The organism is Bifidobacterium callimiconis, from assembly GCF_003952005.1.
GTDB classification, from domain to species: domain Bacteria; phylum Actinomycetota; class Actinomycetes; order Actinomycetales; family Bifidobacteriaceae; genus Galliscardovia; species Galliscardovia callimiconis.
Map to the genome: position 1 here is coordinate 381,782 of NZ_QXGJ01000001.1, position 23,651 is coordinate 405,432.

The window sequence follows — 23,651 nt, forward strand, 5'->3', positions numbered from 1 at the left end:
TCGAATTATGTTGCCAGCAGAACGAATGAGCGCGGTGGCTTTCGCCGCGAAGAACTGTGCCCTGGAATCGATGACGATCAGCGGGCGCGCCATGCAGGCCGCCCGCGACTATGAGTCGGGCATGATCCCTCTTGACGGATTCGTTTCGGCATGTTCGCCGGACGACACCGTCGCGACCCCGAACAACGGCCGGGATATCAGGGATCTGGGAGACGCCGTGTTCGCCCGTACCGTGGTGTTCGCAAGCCGCCCGGCCTCGGGCGGCGGTCTCGCCGAGCTGCGCGGCATCCACGCCACCCTGTTCGGCGGCGTGCGCACCGATGCCGGCGAGATCCGCACGCATGACACCACGAGCGCCGCATCGGCCAGCGGCATCGGGGCAAGCTCCCAGGCCTTCTTCCCGGCGGCGCTGTTGGAGACCGGCGCGGCGAACATCGCGTCGGAGCTTGCCGAAGCGGGAAATCTCAAATGCCTGGACCGTCCGGTGTTCGTGACCAAGCTCGCCCATTTCTACGATGAGCTGGGCTATCTGCATCCCTTCGCCTATGGCAATGCGATGACATTGCGCATCTTCGCGTCGCGGCTGGCGCACGCCGCCGGCTGGGATCTCGACTGGGGTCCGGTGACCCGGGACCAGTATCGCGAGGCGAAGCTGCGCGCCTACAACGGTGATCTGTCCGGATTCTGCGAACTGTTCGACGCGATCGTGCGTCCGGCGAATCCGACGCGCGTGTTCCTTATCGCCGGTTGGGATCAGGGTCCGGCGCACTGACGGCCGGGGCGGCATCGTCGGCATCGCCGTTCTTCGCGCGCTTCCTCTTCGGCAGGTGCAGTTCGGACAGGAGGATCGCGCAGAAGATCAGCGCGAATCCGATGACCACGGCCACCGTGAGCCGTTCTCCGTAGAAGATGACGGAGACGAGCACGCCGAACAGGCTTTCCGTGCTGAGGATGATCGACGCCTGCGAGGTGGGCACGTAGCGGATGGCCACGGTCTGGAAGATCTGCGCGATGATCGTGGAGCCGATGACCAGATAGGCGAGGCCGGCGATGATCCTCCAGTCCGCCCACGACGGCTCGGGAGACGGTTCGGTTAGGAGCGCGCCGCCGAGGAACAGCAGCGCGGTGAACACGAACTCCATGAACATGAGTGCCACGGGGTCGAATTTCTTGGCCATGAAGCCCACCGCCACCAGGTTCGCGGCGAAGAAGAATGCGCCCACTATCGTCACGGCGTCGCCGAAGCTCACGGACAGCAGGCCCGATGCGGCACCCTCGCTGAGCGACACGAATCCGATGCCCACGATGCACACGAACGCAGCGGCCATGTGCTGCCAGTTGGGCCGGCGGCGCGTGATCGCCCAGATCAGGAACGGCACCATCACGCAATAGGTGTCGGTGAGGAAGGAGTTGCGGCCCGGGGCGATGGTCTTAAGCCCCTCGAGCTGGAACATGAATCCCAGCCAGTAGGTGACCGCCAGAATCAGTCCGGGAATCACCAGACGACGCAGATCGATCTTGCGCAGCTTCGGCAGGAAGATCACGCCCATCAGTATGGCCGCCGCCCCTAGGCGGAATGTCATCATCCACTGGGTGGGCACGGTCGTCTGAATGAATTTGAGGATCGTGTAGCCGGATCCCCATACGGCCGCATTCGTCAACAGCATCAGACGGGCCAACGACGGCGAAATGCCACGGGACCCATCATTCGTCGCGTTCAGAACCCTGCGCTCCGCCATCGCCCTGTGCTCCCACCTGTCTCACGGCCGCGTCTGCCGCGCGGCCACACATCGATAAAGCCGAAGAGATTATATCGAATCACGGCCGGCCGCGTTCGTCGGCGCGTTCCGGGAAGAACGACATCACGGACACGCGGTGTCGGTTGCGTTCGTACGGCATCTCGAATCACTATAGAAGTGAAAGAGATACAGGGAACGGGACGTCACTTCACGGAAAACGACTTCACGGAACAGGAGGCTCCCCCATGGCCGCTGCACAGCACACGACCCCCGATACGAACCCTACGAATGGGTTGGACGATACGAAACGGCATCACAACGCCGCGGCCGATAGCGGCATCGACGACGGCAACGGCGGCCCCACGCACGTGCCGCTGCACTTTCCCCTAGCCACGCACCCACTGCCGAATTGGGTCCGTCATGGCATCTGGTGGCATATCTACCCGCTGGGATTCGTCGGCGCCGAGATCCGTCCCGCCGGCGAACGCACGTTCCGCGGCCGCGGTCTCGACTCGTTGATCGACTGGCTGGACTACGCCCGTGATCTGGGCGTCTCCGGTCTGTTGCTCGGTCCGATCTTCGAATCCTCGTCGCATGGCTACGACACGTTGGACCATATGCATGTGGACGTGCGGCTGGGTGGCGATCCGGCGTTCGATCGGCTCGCCGAAGCCTGCCGTGACCGCGGACTGCAGCTGGTGCTGGACGGCGTGTTCAATCATGTGGGGCGCGATCATCCCGCCGTGAAGGCCGCGTTGGAGGGCGATGCGAACAGCCCGTGGGCGGGTCTGGTCCGTACCGGGACCGACGCGGACGGGCATCCCACGCTCGCGGTGTTCGAGGGGCATGACCGTCTGGTGGATCTGGATCATTCGTCGCCGGCCACGGTGGAGTATGTGACGACGGTGATGAATCATTGGCTGGATCGCGGCGCGTCCGGCTGGAGGCTCGATGCCGCGTATGCCACGGATCCGTCGTTCTGGGCGAAGGTGCTGCCGCAGGTGAGGCGCACCCACCCGTATTCGTGGATCTTCGGCGAAGTGATCCACGGCGACTATACGCGGATCGTAGCCGATTCGACGATGGATTCGGTGACCGAGTACGAGTTGTGGAAGTCCGTGTGGTCGAGTCTGAAGACGCGGAACTTTTTTGAGCTGGACTGGACGCTGCGCCGGCACAATGGGTTCCTTGACGCGTTCGTGCCGCAGACGTTCATCGGCAATCATGACGTGACGCGCATCGCCAGTCAGGTCGGCCCGGCCAAGGCGGTGCTTGCGCTGGCGGTGCTGATGACGGTGGGCGGCGTGCCGAGCATCTACTATGGCGACGAACAGGGGTATACGGGCGTCAAGGAGGAGCGTCTTGGCGGCGACGACGACATCCGACCGATGTTTCCCGTCTCCCCCGCCGAACTGTCCGCGTTGGGTGCGCCGATCTATCGGGCGCATCAGGATCTGATCGGTCTGCGTCGACGTCATCCGTGGCTGGTCGAGGCGCGTACGGAGACGTTGACGCTGACGAATGAACACTACGTGTATCGTTCGGTCTCCGCCGACGGCGCGCACGCGATCACGGTGGATCTGGACGTGTCCGACACGCCACGGGTAACGATCGTCGGCGAGGACGGGCAGACGCTGTACCGGATGGAGGGGCTGGAAAACTGACGGATTGGCCTCCCTCATCGGAGGGAGGCCAATGAAGATCACTGATTACTTGGTGTACTGGTCGAGGTGGTGGTCGACGGCGTGGACTACGTCCACCAGATCGCCGTTGCTGAGCAGCGGTCGCTGGAATTCGCGCCACGGCTCCACCTTCACTTCCCAGCGGCCGGTCTCCTCGTTGAACACAGGGCGGGCGGTCTGCTCCCAGCGCACGCGCTGCGAGGTGCGTCCGGTGTTGGGGTCGCGACGGGAGTAGTGCAGGCAGGTGCAGTTGGTGATGGTCCACGCGTCGTCGGAGGTGCGGCGGAGGAACTCCTCGTCGGAGATGTCCTCGAGGGTGAGCATGAGCGCGAGCATGAAGTCGCCGTGGGTCACGGCCACCACGGATTCGGCCTCGGCACGGCGGTTGAGTGAGGTGAGCAGGTTGTGCACGCGGTCCTCGGCCACGTCGGCGATGGATTCGCCTGCCGGCGGACGCCAGTACAGCGGATCGGTGCGTTTGAACATCCAGTTGCGCGAGTAGTTCGTGCGGAACTCCTCCTGGGTGATGGTATTGATCTCACCCCAGGAGCGTTCGCGCAGCACGCGCGTCTCCTCCCATTTGGCCTTGGGCAGCGCCATCGTGGCCGCGGTTTCGCGCGTGCGCACGTACGGGGAGACCAGGTAGCGGTCGAACAGCGGCTGCTGGGCGACCAGCCAGCGTCCGATGCAGTCCGCCTGCTTGCGTCCGGTGGCCGTAAGCCTCCACGACCGGTCGGGGACCGTCACGTTGTCCTGCGTGTACAGGGAGTTGTCGCCCTGCTCGCCGGCTTTGACGATCACGTTCGCCTCGGATTCACCGTGGCGGATCACATACAAATCCAACGGCATTCCCATGCTTGCCGTTCCTCCATTCACTTCGTCGAGAATCTCGAATGTTCTTTTCACGGTAGCCGATGCGAATGCGCGACACCCACGCGTTCGGCCGGACGGCGAAGAATTTACGTTCCGTCCAGATGATCGTCAAACGACGTTCAGCCGTCCGACCACGGAAAAGCACAGACCCCGAAGTTCGCGAAAGACTATTGTGCAACCATCCCGACGTCGCTAGATTGGTGTCGGTTAGGGATTTTTCCGCATATTCCGCATATGGGGACATATTTTTTCAAGGGAAACGAGGATCATGACGCAGCAGGACAACGCTACGACCGCCTCCACGAACGCAACGAAGACCAAGGGAACGACGGCCGCGCGATCCGGCCGGCTGTCCGTGCCGGACCTCATCACGATCGGCGTGTTCACGGCGTTGTATTTCGTGCTGGTAGCGGTCGCCACGCTGATCAGCACGGTCGCGTTCGTCGGATTCGCGTCGATCTTCCTGCCGGCGATCGCCGCGCTCATCTCCGGCTGCGTGTACATGCTGCTGGCCACCAAGGTGGGCAAGTTCGGCGCGATCACAGTGATGGGCGCGGTGATCGGACTGTTCCTGTTCGTATCCGGCCATTTCGTATTGTCGTTCATCGCCAGCATCGTGTTCCCCGTGATCGCCGATCTGATCGCCAGGGCAGGCGCCTACCGGAATCGTGCCGGCCTGCTGGCCAGCTACGTGGTGTTCTCATACGGGCTGACCGGCCCGATCCTGCCGCTGTGGTTCATGAAGGACGCCTATGTGGCGAGCCTGCAGGCGCGCGGTAAGGACGCCGCATACATCGACGGCGTGTTCTCACATATCAATACCGGCACGTTCGTGATCTCCATGGTGGCCATCGCCATGTGTGCGCTGGTCGGCGGCTGGTTCGGCCAGCGCGTGCTGCGCAGGCATTTCGTCAAAGCGGGAATCGTCTGACCGATGGCGTCGCATCCCCTGGCGCTGGATCCGCGCACCAAGCTGTTCATGCTGCTGCTGGCGAATCTGCTGCTGTTCTTCCACGTGCACACGCATACCGAGATCATGCTGGTGGCGTTGACGCTGCTGCCGATGCTGCCCGCCGGACGGTGGCGCATGGCGTTGCGGCTCGGTGTGACGTATGCGGTGCTGGTGGCCGTAAGCTATCTGGTGCCGGCCGATTCGCCGAACCCGTGGCTGCACCTGCTGGCGTTGCTGGCGGTCGGCCTGCGCATGATGATGCCATGTTTCATCACCGGCGCATACGCGTTCTCCACCACGCGGACCAGTGAGTTCGTGTGCGCGATGCGGCGAATGCACGTGCCGGAAACGATCGTAATCCCGTGCATGGTGGTGATTCGCTTCTTTCCCACGATCGTGCAGGACTATCGGCAGATCCGTGCCGCCATGGCGTTGCGCGGCGTGGCCGAGGGCCGGTTCGCGCTGGTGCGGCATCCGATGCAGTCGTTGGAATACGTGCTGGTGCCGCTCATGATGAACGCGGCCAACGTGGCGCAGGACCTGTCCGTGGCCGCACTGACCAAGGGCCTGGGGCGTCCGGGAACGCACACCTCACTGACCATGATCCGCATGAGACCGCTCGACTGGCTGACCATGATCGTGTGCGCGACCCCGCTCGTGCTCGACATCATAGGAGTGCTATGACCGACGACACCAACGACATCATGAACGACGCAGTGGAAACCACAGCCATCGAGACTTCACGGGTCACGTTCCGCTACGGTTCGGGCGGCGATGGCGCGGCACGGGACGAACCGACGCGGCACACCGCATTGCATGACGTCTCGCTGCGCATCCGCCCGGGAGAATGCGTAGTGCTGTGCGGCCGCAGCGGCTGCGGCAAGACCTCGTACACGCGACTGGTCAACGGTCTGATTCCCACGTTCTTCACCGGTGAGCTGACCGGCACGCATCATACGGCCGACCTGGCCTCCGGAAGCCCGGTCGACGCGTTCACGCCGATCGTCGGCAGCGTGTTCCAGAACCCCAAGACCCAGTACTTCAACGCCGACACCACGTCGGAACTGGCGTTCCCCTGCGAGAACATGGGGATGCCCGCCGACGAGATCCGCCGCCGCATGGCCGAGACGGTTCGGCGGTTCGGCATCGAACCGCTGCTCAACCGCAGCGTGTTCCGACTGTCCGGCGGCCAGAAGCAGCGTCTCGCCGTGGCGGCGGCCACCATGCTGCGACCGCCGATCATGGTGTTGGACGAGCCGACCGGCAATCTCGACGCCCGATCGATCGACGAACTGCACGACATGATCGCACGGCTCAAGGAGTCCGGCACGACCGTGCTGATTGCCGAGCACCGTCTGGCATGGTGCCGTGATCTCGCCGATCGGTTCGTCGTGTTCGAGCATGGCCGCGTGATCGGCAACTATCCGGCACGTGACTTTCTGGTGCTCTCCCCCGAAACGATCATGAGCATGGGTCTGCGCGCGCTGGACATACGCCCGTACCGTGCCGTCGTGGAGGCGAAACGACAGACTTCCGACTCACTGCACAGGCGTGATGACGAAACCGCATCGGCACCGGCGCTGCGCACCCGCATGCTGCGCATCGGCTATGGTCGGCGTCCGCACGGGTTTCGGCCGTTCGGCACACGGCCGAAGCCCGGCGATTTTCTGCGCGACGTTCCCGATCTGACGCTCCGCGCCGGTCGTATCACGGCGCTGATGGGCGGCAACGGCACCGGCAAAAGCACACTGGTGCGCACGCTGTGCGGCCTGCTGCGGCCGATCGGAGGCAGCATCCTGTGGAACGGCAGGCCAGTGAAGGCGCACGCCCTGACCCGCAAGGCGTTTCTGGTGATGCAGGACGTGAACTATCAGCTGTTCACCGACAGCGTGCGCGAGGAGCTCATGCTCGGACTCGATGAGAACGATCCGGCGGTCGGGAAACGCTGCGAGCGCCTCCTACGCGATCTGGACCTCGAAACGCTGGCCGACCGGCATCCGATGAGCCTATCCGGCGGGGAGAAGCAGCGCACGGCCATCGCGTCGGCGCTGATGTGCGGCAAGGAGCTGATCGTGCTGGACGAGCCGACCAGCGGACTTGACCGGTTCCACATGCGTCAGGTGGGGCTATTGCTGCAACGGCTGAAACGTGCCGGGCGCATCGTCGTCGTGGTCACGCATGACGAGGAGCTGGCCGCCGACTGGTGCGACGACGTGATCGACTTGGATCCCGTCGAGACGTCGTCGTCCATATGATCGTCCAATTCCCCGATACCGGGCTCCGTCTGATTTGACGAATCACGCCGATTCCACCACAATGCGTTGAGGATTTTCGGACATTCAACGGCAAAGGGAGGACTGGCCTCATGGCGGATAAGAGGAACGCGACGACGGGCGTCACGGCACTGAACGGGCGCAACCGCGTATTGGCCACGTTCACGTTCTTCTCCATGTTCTTCGGCGCGGGCAATCTGATCTTCCCGCCGTTCGTGGGCGCGCAGGCCGGCGATCATACGGTGCCCGCCTCGATCGGCTTCATCGTTTCGGCGGTGGGTCTGCCGATCCTCGGCGTGGTGGCGGTATCGTTCGCCGGAGGCTTCGAGCGTCTGGCGAACCGCGTATCCGGCAAATTCGCGTTCCTGCTGGGCATGGCCATCATTCTGACCATCGGCCCGTGCTTCGCCATCCCGCGTACGGCCACCACATCGTTCGAGATGGCGGTCGTGCCGTTCACCGCCGACCTGCCGAGAGGCTGGACGCAGTTCGCGTATTCGCTGGTGTTCTTCGCCGTGTCGTATCTGCTCTCGCAGCATCCGGAGAAGCTGTCGAAGACGCTGGGACGCTTCATGGGCCCGCTGCTGCTGGCGCTGATCGCGATCCTGTTCGTCTTCTGTGTGATACGGCATCCGGGCGGGTTCGCCGCTCCGATGGGCGACTATGCCACCGGACAGGCGGCGCGCGGCTTCCTTGACGGCTACCAGACGATGGACCTGCTGGCGGCGCTGTACTTCGGCATCGTGATCTCCGCGAACGTGCGATCGATGGGCGTGGATGACGAAACGCAGGTGCGGCGCGAGACCGCGCTCGCCGGCGTGGGCACGGGCCTGCTGCTTATCGTGATCTACGGCGTGCTGGCCTATATGGGCGCGGTGTCCGGCTCCCTCGCCACGATCGATCCGTCGCATGACACGGGCGCGACGGTGCTGACGAATCTGACAAGTGCGCTGTTCGGCCCGTTCGGCACCGCGTTCGTGGGTCTGGTGTTCATCATCGCCTGTCTGAACGTGTGCACGGGTCTGATCTCCACGTGCGGCACCTATTTCCAGAACCACTTCCCCACCGTGGCCGGCCGCCGCATGAACTACCGTCGTTGGGGCGCGGTGTTCACGGTCTTCAGTTTCGTGGTGTCGAACGCCGGTCTGAGCATGATCATCAAGGTGTCGGTGCCGGTGCTGGCGGCGCTCTATCCGATCGCCATCGTGCTGGTGGCGCTGGCATTGGTCGACCGCGTATTCTCCTCGCGGTTCCCGCGCGTGTACTTCTGGACGGTGCTGCTGACGGGAGTGACGGCCGCGTTGAACTGCGTGGCGAGTCTGGTCGCCGTGTTCGGCGGTTCGCTGCCGTGGCTGGACGCCGCTCTGGCATTGTTGCCGCTCGCCGACGCCCAGCTTGGATGGCTGTGTCCTGCGATCATCGGTCTGCTGCTCGGTGTGATCGACAGTCGTATCCGCCCTGTGTCCAATTCGTCCGATCAGGCCTGACACGGGACGGCACCTGATATTCGTTCGTCCGACCGTACGTGATCGTCGGCCGGACGAATACGACTATCGATAACAGCTACCGGTAGTTGCGTTCGATGAGGATGTCGGAGACGGTCAGGTTCGCGTCGTTGACGAGGTTGAACAGGATCACTTCGGCCAGTTCGGCCGGGCTCATGAAGGAGTGCTGCTTCTCGAGCGACACGTAGTCGTGGCTGTCGCGGTAGAAGTCCGTGTCGATTCCTCCGGGGTATACGCCCACGATCTTCACGCTGGAGCCCTTGTACGCCACCTTGAGGCTCTGCGTGTAGCCCTTTTCTCCCCACTTGGTGGCGCAGTACACGGACTCGTTGGCGTTGCCACGCGTGGCGGCGGTGCTCATCACGTTGGCGATCTTGAGATCCTGCTCGCCGGTGGCCTTGAGCGTCTCCACGCTCCACAGGATCATGCCCTTGAGTCCCTTGAGGCACTTGTCGACATCGGCCGCCTCGTACTTGGTCGGCTCCTTGAACGACGGCTGGCCGGCGTTGTTGATCAGCAGGTCGATGTGGCCGAGCTTTGCGATTTCGGCGACGGACCGCTTGACGAACAGTTCGTCCGACACGTCGCCCACGAATCCGCGGTACGAGTCCGCGGGGAACTCCTGGGAGAGCTCGATCTGGCGAGCCTCGTTGAAGTCGATGCCGGCCACGAACCAGCCCTTGTCGATCAGTTGACGGGCAAGCTCGTAGCCCAGGCCCAGCGCGCTGCCGGTGACGATGGCGAGTTTCTTTCCGGATTCGGTGCTCATGATCGTGTCTCCTGTCGTTCGTGTCGGTCGATGCCGACATTGCCATACCAACGTTTCGATGGTAACGCCTGAAGCCCACGTGAAGTCAAACGTTTGACATGTGTTTCGGCGTTTCACCGGGCGCATCGCCCACGGTCGGGCATGAGGGTGTTCCACGTTGCGGCCGGGCGTTGCCCGCTCCCCGGCACGGTGGCTATCATCGAGTGCGTTTTGCTTTGCCCACCGCCGTCGAACAGGAGCGTCATGACCATTGCGGGAGTTCCCATCGCCACACTGCTGCTGGTGCTGCTCGCCGGATTCGGCACCGGATTCGTAGGGTACGCCACCGGCGCGGCGTCGCTGGTCTCCTACCCGTCGCTGCTGGCCATCGGCGTGCCGCCGGTGCTGGCGGACACCACGAACACCGTCGGCATGCTGGGCACCGACGTCGGAGGCCTGCTCTCCGCCCGCAGGGAGCTCGCCGGCCATGCAACGCGTGTCGTGGCCTACACGGTCATCGGCGTGATCGGCGGCATCGCCGGCGCGCTGCTGCTGATCGAACTGCCTCCCACGGTGTTCGAGTATCTGGCGCCGCCGCTGATCCTGTTCAGCGCCATCACCATCGTGGCCAATCCCGGCAAACGCATCGCCGACGACATGGGCGCGACGCCGGCACGGGACGATCCTCGTCAGGACCAGTGGTGGATGTGGCTGGGCGTGGCGTTCGCCTGCGTCTACAACGGGTACTTCGGCGCCGGTGCCGGAACGCTCACCATCGCCGTGCTTGGCTTGGGCCGTGTCGGATCGTTCCATGAGATCAACGCGCTGAAGACCGTCATCGGATTCGGGTCGAACGTCACTGCCGCCATACTGTTCATCGCGCGCGGATCGGTCAACTGGCCGTACGCCCTGGCACTGGGAGCGGGATGCTTCGTCGGCGGAGCGCTGGCGCCGCCCGTCACCCGCCATATCCCCGCGAACGTCATGCGCATGGTGGCCATGATCGCCGGCGTCATTCTCGCCATCGCGCTGGGATGGAACACCTACCGCTGAGACATGGGATGCGGACGGACGCACGTGTTCGGCGGGCGGCGGTCCACGTTGCGGTCAGCCATTCGACCCCGTGGCGGCGAATGGCTATGCTCGCTTGGTGTTCAATCCGTTTCTGATGACGACATGAGGTGAGGACGACCATGACCATTGCCGGAATATCGGTAGTCACCCTGCTGCTTGTGCTGCTCGCCGGCATCGGCGCCGGTTTCGTCGGCTACGCGGTGGGCGCGTCGTCGCTGGTCTCCTACCCGGCACTGCTGGCCATCGGCGTACCGCCAGTATTGGCGAACACCACGAACACCGTGGGAGTGGTGGGCACTGGCGTGGGCGGATGCCTGTCCGCCCGCAAGGAGCTGCACGGCCATCGCACACGCGTGATCCTCTACGCCGCCATCGGCGTGATCGGCGGCATCATCGGTGGTCTGCTGCTGCTTGAACTTCCCGCCGTGGTCTTCGAATACCTGGTGCCGCCGCTGATCCTGTTCAGCGCACTGATCATCGCGTTCAACCCCAAGGAGCGCGCGCACGCCCGCGACTCGGTGAGCCAGGCGCTCGGCCCGCAGTCGGTGCAGGCGCGCGAATCAGCCGAACGCGAACTGACCCAGCCCAAGGACGACGTGCGCAAGGATCCGTGGTGGATGTGGCTGGGCGTAAGCTTCGTCGGCATCTACAGCGGCTACTTCGGTGCCGGCGCCGGCACGCTCGCCCTCGCCATGCTCGACCTTGGCCGCATCGGCAAGTTCCACGAGATCAACGCACTGAAGACCGTGATCGGATTCGGCGCGAACATCACCGCGTCGGTCATGTTCATCGTGCGCGGCTCGGTCAACTGGCCGTACGCCATCGCCCTGTGCGCCGGATGCTTCATCGGCAGCTACATCGCCCCGCCGATCACCCGCCACATCCCGGCGAACATCATGCGCGCCGCGGCCGTGCTCGCCGGCGTGATCCTCGCCGTCAAACTCGGCTGGAGCACGTATCTGTGACCGGCTGATCCGGATTCGTTCCGTCGGCGCGGCGCGATCGACGTCGCTCGGTCACGCCGACGGCAATCCCCCCCCCTGACCCCGTTGCGGGTATGGTAGTATTCCTACTGTTTGAGACACTCGTCTCCTCCCTTCTTCTCATATAGACCGCCCGGGCACCGTCATATCCGCTGCCGTGGCGATCAGCCGTACGGAGGAGCAGTGCCATGATTTTTCATATCCGATTCTGACGATTCCTCGTCATACACGCATACGTCACACATCAATGCACGTGCCGCCCATCGACCGGCACCGATAACGAGGAACGGATATGCTGACATTCCCTTCATCAACACTGCAACGCCCTATGTCTCCCCAGGACATGGCCATTCTGGTGGACCGCTGTCTCGACGACAACCGCACCTCTCCCCTGCTGATGCTTTCCACGCCACAGGGATCGGGCCAACCGACGATCGACGCCGAGGCCCTCGCCAAAGCGACGGAATCGCTCATGGACGTGGCGATCATCGATGACGACGAACTGATCTGCTACGCCGGAGAGCTGTTCCGCGACCGAAACCAGCCGGACCTTACGCCCTACAACGGCGCCGCCCGCCTGTTCCCGGCCACGGTCGGCTCCAGTCACCCCGAGAATAGGGGGACGCTACGGGGAACGCAGCTCTACTACACCGACACGGTCCGGCATCGTCGCAGACTCGCCGACGCCATTCTCGACGCACTGCCCGTCACGCCGGGCGCACGCCGGGCAGACGCCATCATCGACGCCGTCTGCCGGCCCAGAAATGACGACACGCACCCGCTCACGTCATTCCAACGGCGTATCCATACCGTCATCCGCACACTGGAAGAGACCGACTCGCTCGCCGACCTGCTGCTCTCGACGGACCGACATCTGCCCGTGGTCGTCATCTCCCACACGGCACGGCAGCGCCCGGCATTCGTCGACATCGATCTGCTGACCGACCTGCTGCACGACATCGCACCGATCGTCGAGATCACCTCACGAAAGGCAACCGAAACACTCTGCGACCGCCTCTGCAAGCCGGCATGGCTGTACGGCGAGGCGGGACGAGTCTATCCGACCGGCACCGAATGGAACTCCCCCGACGCCAAAATGCGACTGTTCCTGCCCAACGCACACGTGTCACGCATGCTGCTGACCAACATGATGGCCTCCGAGGCGCTGCTACGACACGCCGATACGCTGCGGAACGGCTCCGCGGACAGGACTGGTCGCCATGCATGATATATGGTGACAGGACAGGCTGGGGCGCCGGCGGGAATCCGCCATCGAGGCGCCCGGCCCGATAGCGAGATCGGGAGGAACCGTGGCACAGCGTTTGGGATTGTTCATCGGCGTAGGCCAGTACCTCGACCCGTCCTATGGCGGACGGCAGCCGGAATGCTGCAGCGGTGACGCACTGACGTTCGCGGACCTGCTGCATGAAAACGAGCCGAGAACCGCAGCGCCGAACTTCCGACTGCTCGGCGGCACCGTATACGCCACGCCGGACGTGTTCGATCCCGCGGACGAGGAGATGACGGCCGCGGCACTCACCGAACGTGTACACGACCTGTTCTCCATGGTGCGCAAAGGCGACGCGCTGCTGTACTTCACCGGGCACGCCATCGCCGTCGATGACGGTGCCGACCTGCTGCTGCTCACCCCGGACGACACCTCCGCAGAGCATCGGGGCATTCGCATCAGCGAGGTCCGGGAGGCGGCACGGCGCTCGCAGGCGAGCAGCATCACGATCATCCTTGACTGTTGCCATTCCGGTGTGGCCGCCACGATGGAGTGGCCGCGCAACACCACGATTCTGGCCAGCACCGACGAACACACCGCCTCGCAGGCGCTGTTCGGCACGCATCTGCTGTATACCAGCGCGCTTATGGCCGCATTGCGCGGCAGCGCCGCGGACGTGCAGGGCGTGGTCACCCCGCTGTCGCTGCACGCCACGGTGTGCGCGATGCTCAACCTTGGCGAGGACGGGCAGCAGCCCGTGCTGCGCACGTGGAGCGACACGAACACCGTGCTGCGGCAGGTGAACACCGACCGCAAGCTCACCGAAGACGAGATCGCCCGCATCGTGCCGCCGCGCATCCGCCGCCGCGCACGTGCCCCGCGCCAGTTCGAAGGTGTGCCGCTGCCTGTGTTTCAGGGGTTTCCGAACATCGACGCCGTATTCGCCGTGCATCCCGAGCATGAGGCCCCCGATGCGCGTCACGGCGTGATGCGGACCGGCCGGGAGGCTCCGGACGAACTCGATGATCTGCAGACCGATATGGAGCTGTTCAAGCATCTGCGCAACGCCAAGCTGCTTGAGTCGTTCATTCGCGGCGCGGACGGGCGCACCGAACGGGACAGCGACCTGTTCTGGGCGTGCCTGGCCGAATGGGATACGCAGCATCAGAGGCCCACCGGCGAGCAAGGGTATGTGAGGCTCACCGAATTGGGGCGACTGTACTGGCGTATTCAGAACAAACGGTGAACGCGTACCACGCGATCAGCGCGATCACTTGACACGGATCACTTGACACGGGTGATGACATCGCCCTTGACCATGAAGCCCTTGCGCGCCATATCGATCATGGGCTGATCAAACTTGCTGTCGGTGTAGAACTCATCGATCACCGCGTCCGCCCCCAGCACCTCACGCAGCCGCTTCGGCTTGTTCGTATTGAAGTTGAGGTAGGTGACCTCCAACGTGGCGGGATTGATGGTCGAGGCGATCAGCCTTCCCACGCCCAGTCTGCGGCAGGCCTCCCCCACCGTCACGTCGAACGATGCGGTGAGGATCACATCGTCCGGGCGTGGCACGTACCAGGGCTTAATCCTGCGCATGTTGCGATCCCAGAACGCGTTGACCAGCGCATGCAGGCCGCCGGTGAGCGATTCGAGTTCCATGGTGGCGGCATCGCCGGCGAGCACGTCGTCGCCCAGTCCGGCGTCCTGGGCGTGGTTCAGCCCGCGCACGCGCATCCGGTCCACACGCCGCGAATCGGCGAGATCCTTGAGATATCCTCTTGCCACCTTGCCCACGCCGCGTTCCATCTGTTCGAGGGTGGCACGACCGAGCTTGTACTTGATCGCGTAGCGCAGCACGGGGGCGATGTGACGGAACACCTTGGGATCGTAGCGGGCGCTGAACAGATACAGGTCGAACAGACTTTCGCCGTCGTAGATCGTGCCGTCGAAATCGAACACCCGCATGCCTTGGTCCTTCCGTTTCCCCTTAGGGCTTCAGTGTAGGTGATGGTATGTCAATGATGCTTGGAAAGCGTTAAGAATCGCCGTGCGGCATGCCGGCATCACAACGACACGCGGCACGAGACGGGCAGCAGATCGTCGGGATTGTCGATGTTCCCCGCACGCCATACGCCGCGCACGATGGTCGCATCGAGCTCCAGCTCCAATCCGTCGGGGAACCGCAGGGTGATCGTATGCCGACCGTCATGGTCGGGCCATTCGCAGCGGATGGCGAGCGTGTGGCGCTCACGGTCGGCCCGTACCAGCACGTGGCACTGCTGGGAGAGGAAGCTCACATCCCAGGCGGCGGTGCCCGGTGACGGTGTCGCGTGTTTGTCGGCGTCGCCGAGCAGAACCGGCATACGCCGCTCCGTGGAGGCATACGGCACGGCGCCCATGCTCATCTCGTTCCCCCACGTCGCGGCGTCGTCGCGCAGTTCGTCGAACACATTGTCGGGTATGCCGTAGCCGACGGCGAAGGCGACGCGCAGGTCCCAGTCGCCCTCCTCGGTGGGGTCGGCGATCTCGTCGTCGACGCGCGACTGGAACATGTACGGCAGGTGGCCGGTACGACGGCGGTATTCGGTCAGGTAGCGGTTGACGAAGGCGAGGATGCCGTCGTCGGCGAGCGCGCGGCGGGCGTCGTCCGCGCCGAATCCGCCGGTGATGGAGGCCATGACCTGTCGTGGTGACACGGCGCGGTGGGCGCCGTCTGCCCACGGAGAGGCCGGTCGAGGTTCTCCGGTTCCGTTCTGGTTGTTGGTCATCGGTGGTTTCCGTTCATGGTTGGGGTGGTCGTGGCGGCTGCGGTGGTTCTGCCGAAGGCGCAGACACCGTCCGCGGTCATGCGGCTGCCGACGCAGGCCAATGGCTGTGGTCGGATGGCTGCCCATCGGCGGTCGTGTCGGGCAAGTCCGGTGATCGCGGTGGCGACGGTGTCGTGCACGTAGTGTTCCGCGAGGTCGAGCATGGATGCGATGTTGCGGCTGTCGGCGAGGAGTCGTTTCGCTTCGTCCGCGCCGACGGGCTGGAAGGCGCGAACGAGGTTGACGAGTTTGAGTTCGCCGACGACCAGTGTTCTGCCGGCATCGTCGGCGGTGTGGTCGGCAAGCAGTTGCGGGCCGATCTGTCGTCCGGTGGTGTCGGGGATGGTCAGGCGCAGACGTTTGGAGCGGGCGGCCCTGGTGAGTGTCCAGCAGGCTTTGCGGAACCGGTCGTCGCGGCGGCCGTCGCAGGCGTCCATGAGCCGTATGAAGGTTTCGACGCCCTGTGTGGAGTGCAGCATGGCGCCGAGTCCGCAGACGGCGGCGATGTATTGCACGGCGTCGTTCATGCCGCGGGCGGTGATCGCGTAGTCACGGATGCTGCGGTCCAGAGCACGTTCACCCTGCTTGTTGAGGTGGCCACGGTCGCGGTAGAGCTGGGCGAGTCGGCTTCCGGAACCCCAGGTGCGTGCGCCTTCGTAGGTTTCGAGGGCGTGGCCGAGCCGCCAGGCGTTGACGTCCTGATAGGCGGCGACGGGATCGGCCGCCCGATAGGACAGGAAGTGGCCGTGGCCGTCCGTGGCCGCCGTGTGGACGGTTTCGGCGGCAAGCCATTCGCTGACGGCCGGGTCCGCTCTACGGTGGAATCGCAGGGCTTCGGCGTCCAGATGTTCGGCCGGTACCGGTGAGTGCCATTCGGATGAGACGCTCTCGAATGTCTGGCGCATGCGCATGGCGGCAAGTCGTTCCTCCATGTTGGGGAACAGCCAGACGGTGGCATGGTCCTGGTTCGTGGACGGGGAGCCGGTCATCATTTCGACGTACCGTCGATAATCCTCGCCGTGGAGGTTCACGTGTCGTCCACCGTAGGCCGCATGACCGCAGATGGCCTTGCGCAGTCCCACATAGATGAGTTCGGAGGACGTGCCGCCTGAGGGTTCCACGCGTCTGCCCACGCACAGGTAGTCGACGACGCGATGCATGGCTTCGGCGAATCCTGCCGGTTCGGGTTCGTTGCCGGTGGCGAGTTTGTTACACAACGGCACCAGGCCCATCTCCGCGAAGTCCGGATCCGAGGCGATGGCACGAACCGATAGATTCAGTTGGACGGTGTCGGATTCGTCCGGCATCATGTCGCACCACCGGGAGTAGATGCGTGACACCGTGCGATGCACGATGGTCATGCGGGCGATCAGACGCTGCCATTCCTCGCCTTCCCCGGCACGTTCGCGCTGCCATGCGAGGCTCAGCACGGCGTGCCAGTGGCACCAGCGCAACACCTCGTCCCTGGATCGGGGCGTGTTGCGCCGGCTCTCGCCGACGCGTCGAAGCCAGTCGTCACGACTGGAGCGGAAGGCCGCCGATACGGCATCGATGGTTTCCGCATTGTCGTGTCGGTCATCGGCCGTCCAGGCCGTCAGACGGTCGGACGCCGCCTTGACCGGGTCGGCTCCCAAGACCGATTCCTCGTCGGCCCATAGGGCGAACTCGTCTTCGGCCAGATGTCTGGCCGCCCGTATGGCGAGCGCGTGCAGCAGCTCTTCGGATTCGATGTCGCCGTCATAGCCGTACCGTTCCTTCACCATGCAGGTGAAGGCGGCACGATCGGTATCGGGCGGCAGGGCTTGGATCGCGTCGACGAATTCGTCGAACGCCATCTGCAGGGCCATTGCGGCCTGCGATACCACCGATTCGTCCGGCTCGTACCCGAGTGTACGCAGGTTGCGGGATCCGATGGGGAACGTGTGCCGCTGGTCGACGATCAGGCACAGATTCGTGAAATCGTTGCCGTAGTCGACGGCATCGTCAGCGGTATCGTCATCGTGCGGACCGTCGGTTGCCGGCGATGCCGGCAGCACGCCCTGATGACGCAGATAGTCGGCCATCAGCCGTCCCATGACGGTGGCGTAGCGTTCCAGAAACGGTCTGCGAATGTCCGGATGCACCGGTTCGAGCCATTCGTCCGGGAACCAGTCGTGGGAAAGTCGCGTCTTCGTTCCGTTCGGCACGAACCGTGCCGTGCCGGCAGTGCCCATGAGAGCGCCTACCTGTTGAGGCTGGTGGTCACGTGCTGCTGCACCTGTTCCACGCCGGACTGCAACAGCATGTGGCCGGGGACGGTGGTGAGCAGGAACGACAGCGCGGCGGCGATGATCGCGGTGAGCAGGCCGGTGATGAACCGGATGACGATCTTGAAGACGGCGACGGCCACGATCACGCCGACGATGACGGTGACACCGGTCTGTACGATCTGCGGCAGACTTCCATACCACAGCAGGATCTGGTCGATGGTCGATTGCATGATGCCGACTCCTTATGACAGACAACGTAGAGGGATGGTCCCCAACCTCTCATCTGCTGTCATAGTAGCCGACGTGTGGGCCAAGCGGTCAGAAGCTGAACCAGTCGCCGCTGAGCGGGGAATCCTTCAGCGCCTGCTGGAAGACCTGTTCGGCCTTGCCGCGATCGTACTCGCTGTACTCGGCGATGAACTTGGCGAACTGTTCGGCCGTGACCTTCTGCGAGGAGATGTAGAAGTCGCCGCCCTTGCCGATGACGGCGCTCCATTCGATGTCGACGAGGCTGCTGCCGCTGTGGTCGTTGTAGACGATCATCCAGTATTCGGCCCATTCGCGACGGTCGAAGAAGCCGCCTTCGGTTTTGGTGACCGGCCATGCGGGTCGGACGCTGGCGGCCCTGACGTTGATGCCGCGGCAGGTCAGGCCGATCTGTTCGGCGGCCGACGTGAACTCCTTTGCCGCGGCCAGGCAGAAGTCAAGGCACTCCTGGCGGTCGTTCTTCAGTCCTTCGATGTTCAGTACTCCCATGATGATTCCTTTCGGTTGTTGGTTTTTGGGGAAGTAAAGAGGGATTGGTTGTGCGGGGTAGAGGGGGGCGAGCTCTCTCTGTTGCGGCGGGAGTCTTCTGATGGGCAGTCCGTCCTAGGCCCCGGCCGAAGCCCTCCCTCTGTCGCGGCGGGGCCGCGACATCTCCCTCCCTTGGAGGGAGAACGCGTGGTTGTCGAGCTGGTCGAGTCCGGTGCCGACATATCTCTCTCCCTTGAAGGGAGAACGCAGGGGTCAGCGACCGGCGACTTCGGCTTCGCGCAGCTCGGCGCGCAGCTCGGTCAGCTTCCTCTCATGCTTCTGCTGCTCCTTGGGCAGGGTGACGATCTGGTAGACCGCCAGGCCGAGGGCGCCGATCGCGAAGACCCAGAGCGACTTGAAGATGATGTGCGTGAGCTGGGTGAACAGCAGCACCGCCAGAAACGCGCCCACGAGGAAGACGACGAAGAGCAGCGTCGCCTGCGTGGTGTTCTTCTCCTCCTCGGCGAGTTCCTTGCGGATCTCGTCCGAGGTGCGCGGCCCGTTGGCAGTGGTATTGGTGGCGGCGGTGGGGTTGGCGTTGGCGTTGGTCATGATGATGTCCTTCGTTGTGAATGATTGATAGTGATTGAGATGTCTTTTGCCGTGCTCCGTGTCCGCTCCGAGGAGAAAGACCCCGGTGACACGAGCGTGGCCATTGCTTCGCCGTGCTCCCCTCCCCGGGAGGGAGCTGTCACGTGCAACGTGACTGAGGGAGGGATCTATTACCCGAACGGTCACTTCTTCCCGACGGAGTCCCAGTCGACGCCGTTCTGAATGGGCTCGTCCTGGTTCTTGGTGGAGGTGGAGCCTGCGGTCGCACCGCAGTAGACCTCCACGTCGGTGCCGATGGCGAGCGTGCCCATCACGCTGCTGGTCGAGTCGAATCCGTGCTCCTCGATCATCTTCATGATGGCGTCGCTGCGATCGTTGTAGTCCAGCTGCCCGTATTCCTCGCAGGTCATCTTCGAGGCCTTGCTGAACGGTCCGCAGCCGCTCAGCATGGTGGCGCACATCGTCACTCCGGCGACGCCGGCCAGAATCCTCGTCATGGTCTTCGCGGTGGTCTTCTTCATGGTCGTTCTCCTTGGTCTGATGGGGGGCTTTCCCGCCCGTGGTGTGCGAGCTGCCCTGAATATGTCGCGGGTCGGGATGAATCGGATATGAAAAAACGAAGACCCCGAACGAAGCGGGTTCGGGGTCTTGGAACACGGGATCAGATGCCGTCGGTCTTGGCCAGAATGTAGCAGTCCGGCCCTGAGTCGGCGTTCTCCGCCCGTTCCAAGTTGGCGCCGGCATTGTATGGCGTTTGAGCGTAGCCCTCCTTGATCGTGTACAGGCTCGCCCAGCCGTCGGGGTGGCGTAGGGCGTCGATCATCTGATCGGAGGCCGCCTGATCGATGGTCAATGAACCACCGCAGGACTGGCCCTCGTTCAGACAGCTATCGTCTTCGATGGATTCGCCCGTATTGAACTGGCGGGTCTCCACGATGGAGCTGTCCTCATCGGCTCTGATGGGAACCGATGCAAGAGGAGGGATCCAATACTGTTTGCCTCCGATGATGTAGGATTCGCACTGTCCGTCATCGCCCGTCGCGCTGCTGCACGGATTCGTGGAATACAGCGGCTCCACGGTGCCGAAGTACCCGGTGATGCTGGTGTCCTTGTCCTCCCAGTTGAGAGGAGCCTTCTTCCCCGCCGTCGTGTTGGTGATGGTGAAGTGCGTGACGCCGGAGTCCCGGTAGGAGATCGCCACCGTGCCGGGATCCCCCTTGGTGGTGTCGACCGACGCGGACATGTTAAGGCCCGCGATCTTGACGCCGTACGTGTACCCCTCGTTGCTGGTGATGGTGTAGGACATGGCAGGCAGCTTTGCACGGTAGGAGGCGATTGCCGCGGTCAGGGCGGTATTCTGATCGCTGAACGTGGTGCTGGCCTTGTTCAGCTTGTCCGTGGCTGACTGGTATGACGCGGCATCGCTGTCGGGCAAATCACTGTCCACGGATGTGGACGAATAGACCTTCTGCGTCTTGTCGATCACCGACTGCAATGTGGCGGAATCGTCGGTGGAAGCGGCGTCCTTGATCATGAGCTGGGCGTCTTGCAGGGCCGATGACAGCTCGTTTCGAGCTTCCCCGGCCGTTTCCAGTGCCTGTTCCCAGTCGTCGCGCATCTGTTCGCTGGCGGCCTGCGTGCTCTGTGAAGATTCCGCATTGGATTTCGAATCGCCTGACTGCCCACAGCCGGCCATGGCGAAGACCGTCATGACGCAGACGAGTGCGGCGACCGTTCGGTTCGCCCTCTTCATTGTGTTCTCCGTTTCTCGTCATCAAGATTGGACATGCCCAATCGTCATTGCAAAGGGGTGGGGCGAGTGCCCGGATGCGCGGCACCGACGTCTCGCGCTTCATCGTCTTACGGACGCCGATTAGATGCCGTCGGTCTTGGCCAGAATGTAGTAGTCCTTATCCCACAGGTCGTGTTTGACCGCCCGTTCCAGATTGGCGCCGGCATTGTATGGCGTGCTGTACGAGATTTCCATCACCGAGGCCCAGCCGACGGGCTTTCGAATGGAGTCCGCCACCTGCTCGGAGACGTCCTGATTGGAGGTTTCCGTGAACTTGTTCGTCTTCTCGTCGGGATACCAACCGGTACGCGGCATCAGCGTTCCGGAGACGGATTCGCCCACCGAGAATTTCGCCATAGATCTGAGCGTGTTATTCTCATCCGGAATGACTACGGCAGCGGACTCGTAGTAGTCCCAATAGGTTTTGTCCCCGATACTGTACGAACGGCAGGTGGCGTCGGTAATCAGGGGGTTGGCCTGCCCCATAGTGGCGCACAGATTCGTGTCATACAGCGCAACCAGATCGCCGAAATACAACGTGCCGACCGACGCGTCGGGGTCGTTCCAAATGGCAGGCGCCTCCTTGCCCGGCGTGGTGTTGGCGATGGTGATGCCCAAGGTGTCCGCAACCCAGCTGTCGATCGTCACCGTGCCAGGCTGTCCCTGCTCCGTGTCGATGGACGCGCGCATGTCGAGGCCGCTGATCGACACATCGAAGGTGTATCCCTCGTTGCTGGTGATGGTGTACGACATGCTGGGCAGCGACTTCTTATATGATTCGACGGCGGCGTTCAACGACGTGGTTCGCTTCTCGAGCTTGTCGGCGATCTTGTCGAGCTTGTCGGCGGCTGTCTTGTACGCCTCCACGTCGGAGGGTTCGCTGCTGTCGATGCTGGTTCCGGTATAGACCTTATACGCCGCATTGATCGTCGACTCCAGTTCGGACACGCTGCTGTCAAGCGCGTATCGGGTCAGATCGTTGGCATCGGTGATCGCCGTTTTCAGATCATTCTGACTGTCGGTGGCCTTATACAGCGCGCTGCTCCACTGCGTCTTGGCCTCCTGGGCCTGTTCCTCACTGGACTGGGAGGACTTCGCATCGTCGGACTGGCCACAGCCGGCCATGGCGAAGACCGTCGCGGCACAGACCAGCGCCGCGATCATGGTATTGAGTCGCTTCATCGTGCTCTCCTATCTCTGATGGTCGGGAGATCGCACACCGGACGCACCACATGGTTGTGCATGCACACGGGTATGTCGATCATCACTGCAGAAGGGAGGAGGCACGTGCCTCGAATGGGAGACCTCAATGTCTTCCGAAAAGTGCTCCCAGCTTATAGTTCGCTCCTGACAAGGGGGTGTTTGAAACACGATCGATGATAGAATACAAGTGTTTTCAAGGCATTCGCCCTCCCCCTCTCCCCCGATCGGTCACTGCCCGCATAGATGCGGACGTTCCTGATTTTTTCGTATCCGAATTGCGCGATGACGCGACATATTCAGGCCGACGACATTCTCAGGAACACATAGGAAGGAACGGCGATCATGACCGACAACCAGCCCATCCGCGACATCCACACCATTCAGAAGGAGCTCGACGAGACCGTCAACACCACGCCGTTGAAGGAAATGCTGCAGGCGTTCGGTCTCGCACTGCTTACGGGCGTGCCCACATTCCTCTCCTTCCAGCTGTACATCACAGTCCCCCGATGGACCTGGTTCTCGCTGCTGGTCACCCTGTTCTTCCTCGGAGCCGGCGTGTACTTCCTCGTCACGATGGGAACACGCGGCGCGGCCCGTCAGGAAAAGATCGCGAAACTGCGCGCGGAACTCGACGAGGCCCGCCGGGCACAGCGTTACTGAACCGGCGTTACGACGCACGAATTCGATCAGGAAGGGAAACGATCATGGAAATCCTCGGCGGCATCATCTTTCTGGCCATCATCATCGGAATCGCCTGGCTATGGAACACAGCGGAAAACGCGTTCAACCGTCACGTGCTCAGCCGCGGCGAATACCGGGCCGAGCAGGAGCTGACGAATCAGAAGTTCCGGTATCCATGCCACGCCAACAGCAGCATCATCCGACCGTTGCTCGACAACTCACCGCTGGGATCCTCGTTGGAGATCTCAACCGATACGCCGGACGGCGTGATCTTCCTCTACCGGCCGCTGCTCACCCCCGAGTTCTACGCATGCCTGGAATATCCGACCTCCGGCAACGGCACCGCCACCTTCGAGTTTCTCAAGTGGACCGAATCCAACGGCGTGGCCACCCACACGTCGGAGATGAAGACACTGAAGGCCTGGGTCGAGGACGTGCTGTTGCAGGCCGACCGTGCGGCGATCCGGCAGTAAGCCGATAGCAGGACAGTAACGGCTCCGGGTTCACACCGA

At 63.3% G+C, this 23,651-nt stretch carries 24 protein-coding genes; 12 read left to right on the forward strand and 12 right to left on the reverse strand.

Annotation, left to right across the window (positions count from 1 at the left end; all coding sequences use genetic code 11):
* The first annotated feature begins 7 nt into the window (after positions 1-7).
* On the forward strand, positions 8-772 hold the full coding sequence (locus D2E23_RS01660; RefSeq protein WP_126029249.1) for a Fic/DOC family protein: 765 nt from the start codon (positions 8-10) through the stop codon (positions 770-772).
* On the opposite strand, the gene D2E23_RS01665 is transcribed toward D2E23_RS01660, so the two are convergent.
* The gene (locus D2E23_RS01665) at positions 738-1,667 is read right to left on the reverse strand and encodes a DMT family transporter (protein WP_241227167.1); all 930 of its coding nucleotides are present in this window, start codon (positions 1,665-1,667) and stop codon (positions 738-740) included. The two genes, D2E23_RS01660 and D2E23_RS01665, sit on opposite strands and share 35 nt — an antisense overlap.
* Before the next feature lie 473 nt (positions 1,668-2,140).
* Here D2E23_RS01665 and D2E23_RS01670 point away from each other — a divergent pair, with 473 nt between their 5' ends.
* Positions 2,141-3,403, forward strand: a complete 1,263-nt coding sequence (locus D2E23_RS01670) for an alpha-amylase family protein (protein ID WP_241227179.1) — start codon at positions 2,141-2,143, stop codon at positions 3,401-3,403.
* Between the two features lie 45 nt (positions 3,404-3,448).
* On the opposite strand, the gene D2E23_RS01675 is transcribed toward D2E23_RS01670, so the two are convergent.
* The gene (locus D2E23_RS01675; protein ID WP_126029252.1) at positions 3,449-4,276 is read right to left on the reverse strand and encodes a histidine phosphatase family protein; all 828 of its coding nucleotides are present in this window, start codon (positions 4,274-4,276) and stop codon (positions 3,449-3,451) included.
* A 286-nt stretch (positions 4,277-4,562) separates the two neighbouring features.
* Here D2E23_RS01675 and D2E23_RS01680 point away from each other — a divergent pair, with 286 nt between their 5' ends.
* The 4 genes from D2E23_RS01680 to brnQ all read left to right on the forward strand — a co-directional run bounded on the left by D2E23_RS01680 (position 4,563) and on the right by brnQ (position 9,006).
* Positions 4,563-5,225: an MptD family putative ECF transporter S component gene (locus D2E23_RS01680; RefSeq protein ID WP_126029253.1), complete on the forward strand. Its 663-nt coding sequence runs from the start codon at positions 4,563-4,565 to the stop codon at positions 5,223-5,225.
* 3 nt (positions 5,226-5,228) lie between these two features.
* Complete coding sequence (locus tag D2E23_RS01685; RefSeq protein WP_126029254.1) at positions 5,229-5,930, forward strand: energy-coupling factor transporter transmembrane component T; 702 nt, start codon at positions 5,229-5,231, stop codon at positions 5,928-5,930.
* On the forward strand, positions 5,927-7,501 hold the full coding sequence (locus D2E23_RS01690; RefSeq protein WP_241227168.1) for an ABC transporter ATP-binding protein: 1,575 nt from the start codon (positions 5,927-5,929) through the stop codon (positions 7,499-7,501). Before D2E23_RS01685 ends, D2E23_RS01690 begins: the two co-directional genes overlap by 4 nt.
* Positions 7,502-7,611: 110 nt before the next feature.
* On the forward strand, positions 7,612-9,006 hold the full coding sequence (gene brnQ / locus D2E23_RS01695) for a branched-chain amino acid transport system II carrier protein (RefSeq protein WP_126029255.1): 1,395 nt from the start codon (positions 7,612-7,614) through the stop codon (positions 9,004-9,006).
* A 76-nt stretch (positions 9,007-9,082) separates the two neighbouring features.
* On the opposite strand, the gene D2E23_RS01700 is transcribed toward brnQ, so the two are convergent.
* Positions 9,083-9,793 (reverse strand): SDR family oxidoreductase, encoded by a 711-nt coding sequence (locus D2E23_RS01700; RefSeq protein WP_126029256.1) that lies wholly within the window; start codon positions 9,791-9,793, stop codon positions 9,083-9,085.
* Positions 9,794-10,036: 243 nt separating this feature from the next.
* Here D2E23_RS01700 and D2E23_RS01705 point away from each other — a divergent pair, with 243 nt between their 5' ends.
* The 4 genes from D2E23_RS01705 to D2E23_RS01720 all read left to right on the forward strand — a co-directional run bounded on the left by D2E23_RS01705 (position 10,037) and on the right by D2E23_RS01720 (position 14,303).
* The gene (locus D2E23_RS01705; RefSeq protein WP_126029257.1) at positions 10,037-10,825 is read left to right on the forward strand and encodes a sulfite exporter TauE/SafE family protein; all 789 of its coding nucleotides are present in this window, start codon (positions 10,037-10,039) and stop codon (positions 10,823-10,825) included.
* A 140-nt stretch (positions 10,826-10,965) separates the two neighbouring features.
* Positions 10,966-11,811 carry a sulfite exporter TauE/SafE family protein gene (locus tag D2E23_RS01710; RefSeq protein ID WP_126029258.1) on the forward strand — a complete coding sequence of 282 codons (846 nt, stop codon included), beginning with the start codon at positions 10,966-10,968 and terminating at the stop codon, positions 11,809-11,811.
* Between the two features lie 361 nt (positions 11,812-12,172).
* Positions 12,173-13,057 (forward strand): hypothetical protein, encoded by an 885-nt coding sequence (locus D2E23_RS01715; RefSeq protein ID WP_164520622.1) that lies wholly within the window; start codon positions 12,173-12,175, stop codon positions 13,055-13,057.
* Positions 13,058-13,139: 82 nt separating this feature from the next.
* Complete coding sequence (locus D2E23_RS01720; RefSeq protein WP_126029260.1) at positions 13,140-14,303, forward strand: caspase family protein; 1,164 nt, start codon at positions 13,140-13,142, stop codon at positions 14,301-14,303.
* Between the two features lie 38 nt (positions 14,304-14,341).
* On the opposite strand, the gene D2E23_RS01725 is transcribed toward D2E23_RS01720, so the two are convergent.
* The 9 genes from D2E23_RS01725 to D2E23_RS01765 all read right to left on the reverse strand — a co-directional run bounded on the left by D2E23_RS01725 (position 14,342) and on the right by D2E23_RS01765 (position 22,437).
* Positions 14,342-15,025: an HAD family hydrolase gene (locus D2E23_RS01725; protein ID WP_126029261.1), complete on the reverse strand. Its 684-nt coding sequence runs from the start codon at positions 15,023-15,025 to the stop codon at positions 14,342-14,344.
* A gap of 98 nt (positions 15,026-15,123) precedes the next feature.
* Positions 15,124-15,828 (reverse strand): hypothetical protein, encoded by a 705-nt coding sequence (locus D2E23_RS01730; protein WP_126029262.1) that lies wholly within the window; start codon positions 15,826-15,828, stop codon positions 15,124-15,126.
* Complete coding sequence (locus tag D2E23_RS01735; protein WP_126029263.1) at positions 15,825-18,080, reverse strand: hypothetical protein; 2,256 nt, start codon at positions 18,078-18,080, stop codon at positions 15,825-15,827. Before D2E23_RS01735 ends, D2E23_RS01730 begins: the two co-directional genes overlap by 4 nt.
* 8 nt (positions 18,081-18,088) lie before the next feature.
* Positions 18,089-18,346 (reverse strand): hypothetical protein, encoded by a 258-nt coding sequence (locus tag D2E23_RS01740; RefSeq protein WP_126029264.1) that lies wholly within the window; start codon positions 18,344-18,346, stop codon positions 18,089-18,091.
* An 88-nt stretch (positions 18,347-18,434) separates the two neighbouring features.
* Positions 18,435-18,872: a hypothetical protein gene (locus D2E23_RS01745; RefSeq protein ID WP_126029265.1), complete on the reverse strand. Its 438-nt coding sequence runs from the start codon at positions 18,870-18,872 to the stop codon at positions 18,435-18,437.
* 252 nt (positions 18,873-19,124) lie between these two features.
* Positions 19,125-19,463, reverse strand: coding sequence for a hypothetical protein (locus D2E23_RS01750; protein ID WP_126029266.1), 339 nt, complete (start codon positions 19,461-19,463; stop codon positions 19,125-19,127).
* 182 nt (positions 19,464-19,645) lie between these two features.
* Positions 19,646-19,984: a hypothetical protein gene (locus D2E23_RS01755; RefSeq protein ID WP_126029267.1), complete on the reverse strand. Its 339-nt coding sequence runs from the start codon at positions 19,982-19,984 to the stop codon at positions 19,646-19,648.
* Between the two features lie 140 nt (positions 19,985-20,124).
* On the reverse strand, positions 20,125-21,216 hold the full coding sequence (locus D2E23_RS01760) for a hypothetical protein (RefSeq protein WP_126029268.1): 1,092 nt from the start codon (positions 21,214-21,216) through the stop codon (positions 20,125-20,127).
* A gap of 120 nt (positions 21,217-21,336) precedes the next feature.
* Positions 21,337-22,437, reverse strand: a complete 1,101-nt coding sequence (locus D2E23_RS01765) for a hypothetical protein (protein ID WP_126029269.1) — start codon at positions 22,435-22,437, stop codon at positions 21,337-21,339.
* Between the two features lie 363 nt (positions 22,438-22,800).
* Here D2E23_RS01765 and D2E23_RS01770 point away from each other — a divergent pair, with 363 nt between their 5' ends.
* Both D2E23_RS01770 and D2E23_RS01775 read left to right on the forward strand, forming a co-directional pair.
* The gene (locus tag D2E23_RS01770) at positions 22,801-23,118 is read left to right on the forward strand and encodes a hypothetical protein (protein ID WP_126029270.1); all 318 of its coding nucleotides are present in this window, start codon (positions 22,801-22,803) and stop codon (positions 23,116-23,118) included.
* 44 nt (positions 23,119-23,162) lie between these two features.
* The gene (locus tag D2E23_RS01775; RefSeq protein WP_126029271.1) at positions 23,163-23,612 is read left to right on the forward strand and encodes a hypothetical protein; all 450 of its coding nucleotides are present in this window, start codon (positions 23,163-23,165) and stop codon (positions 23,610-23,612) included.
* Positions 23,613-23,651: the final 39 nt, after the last annotated feature.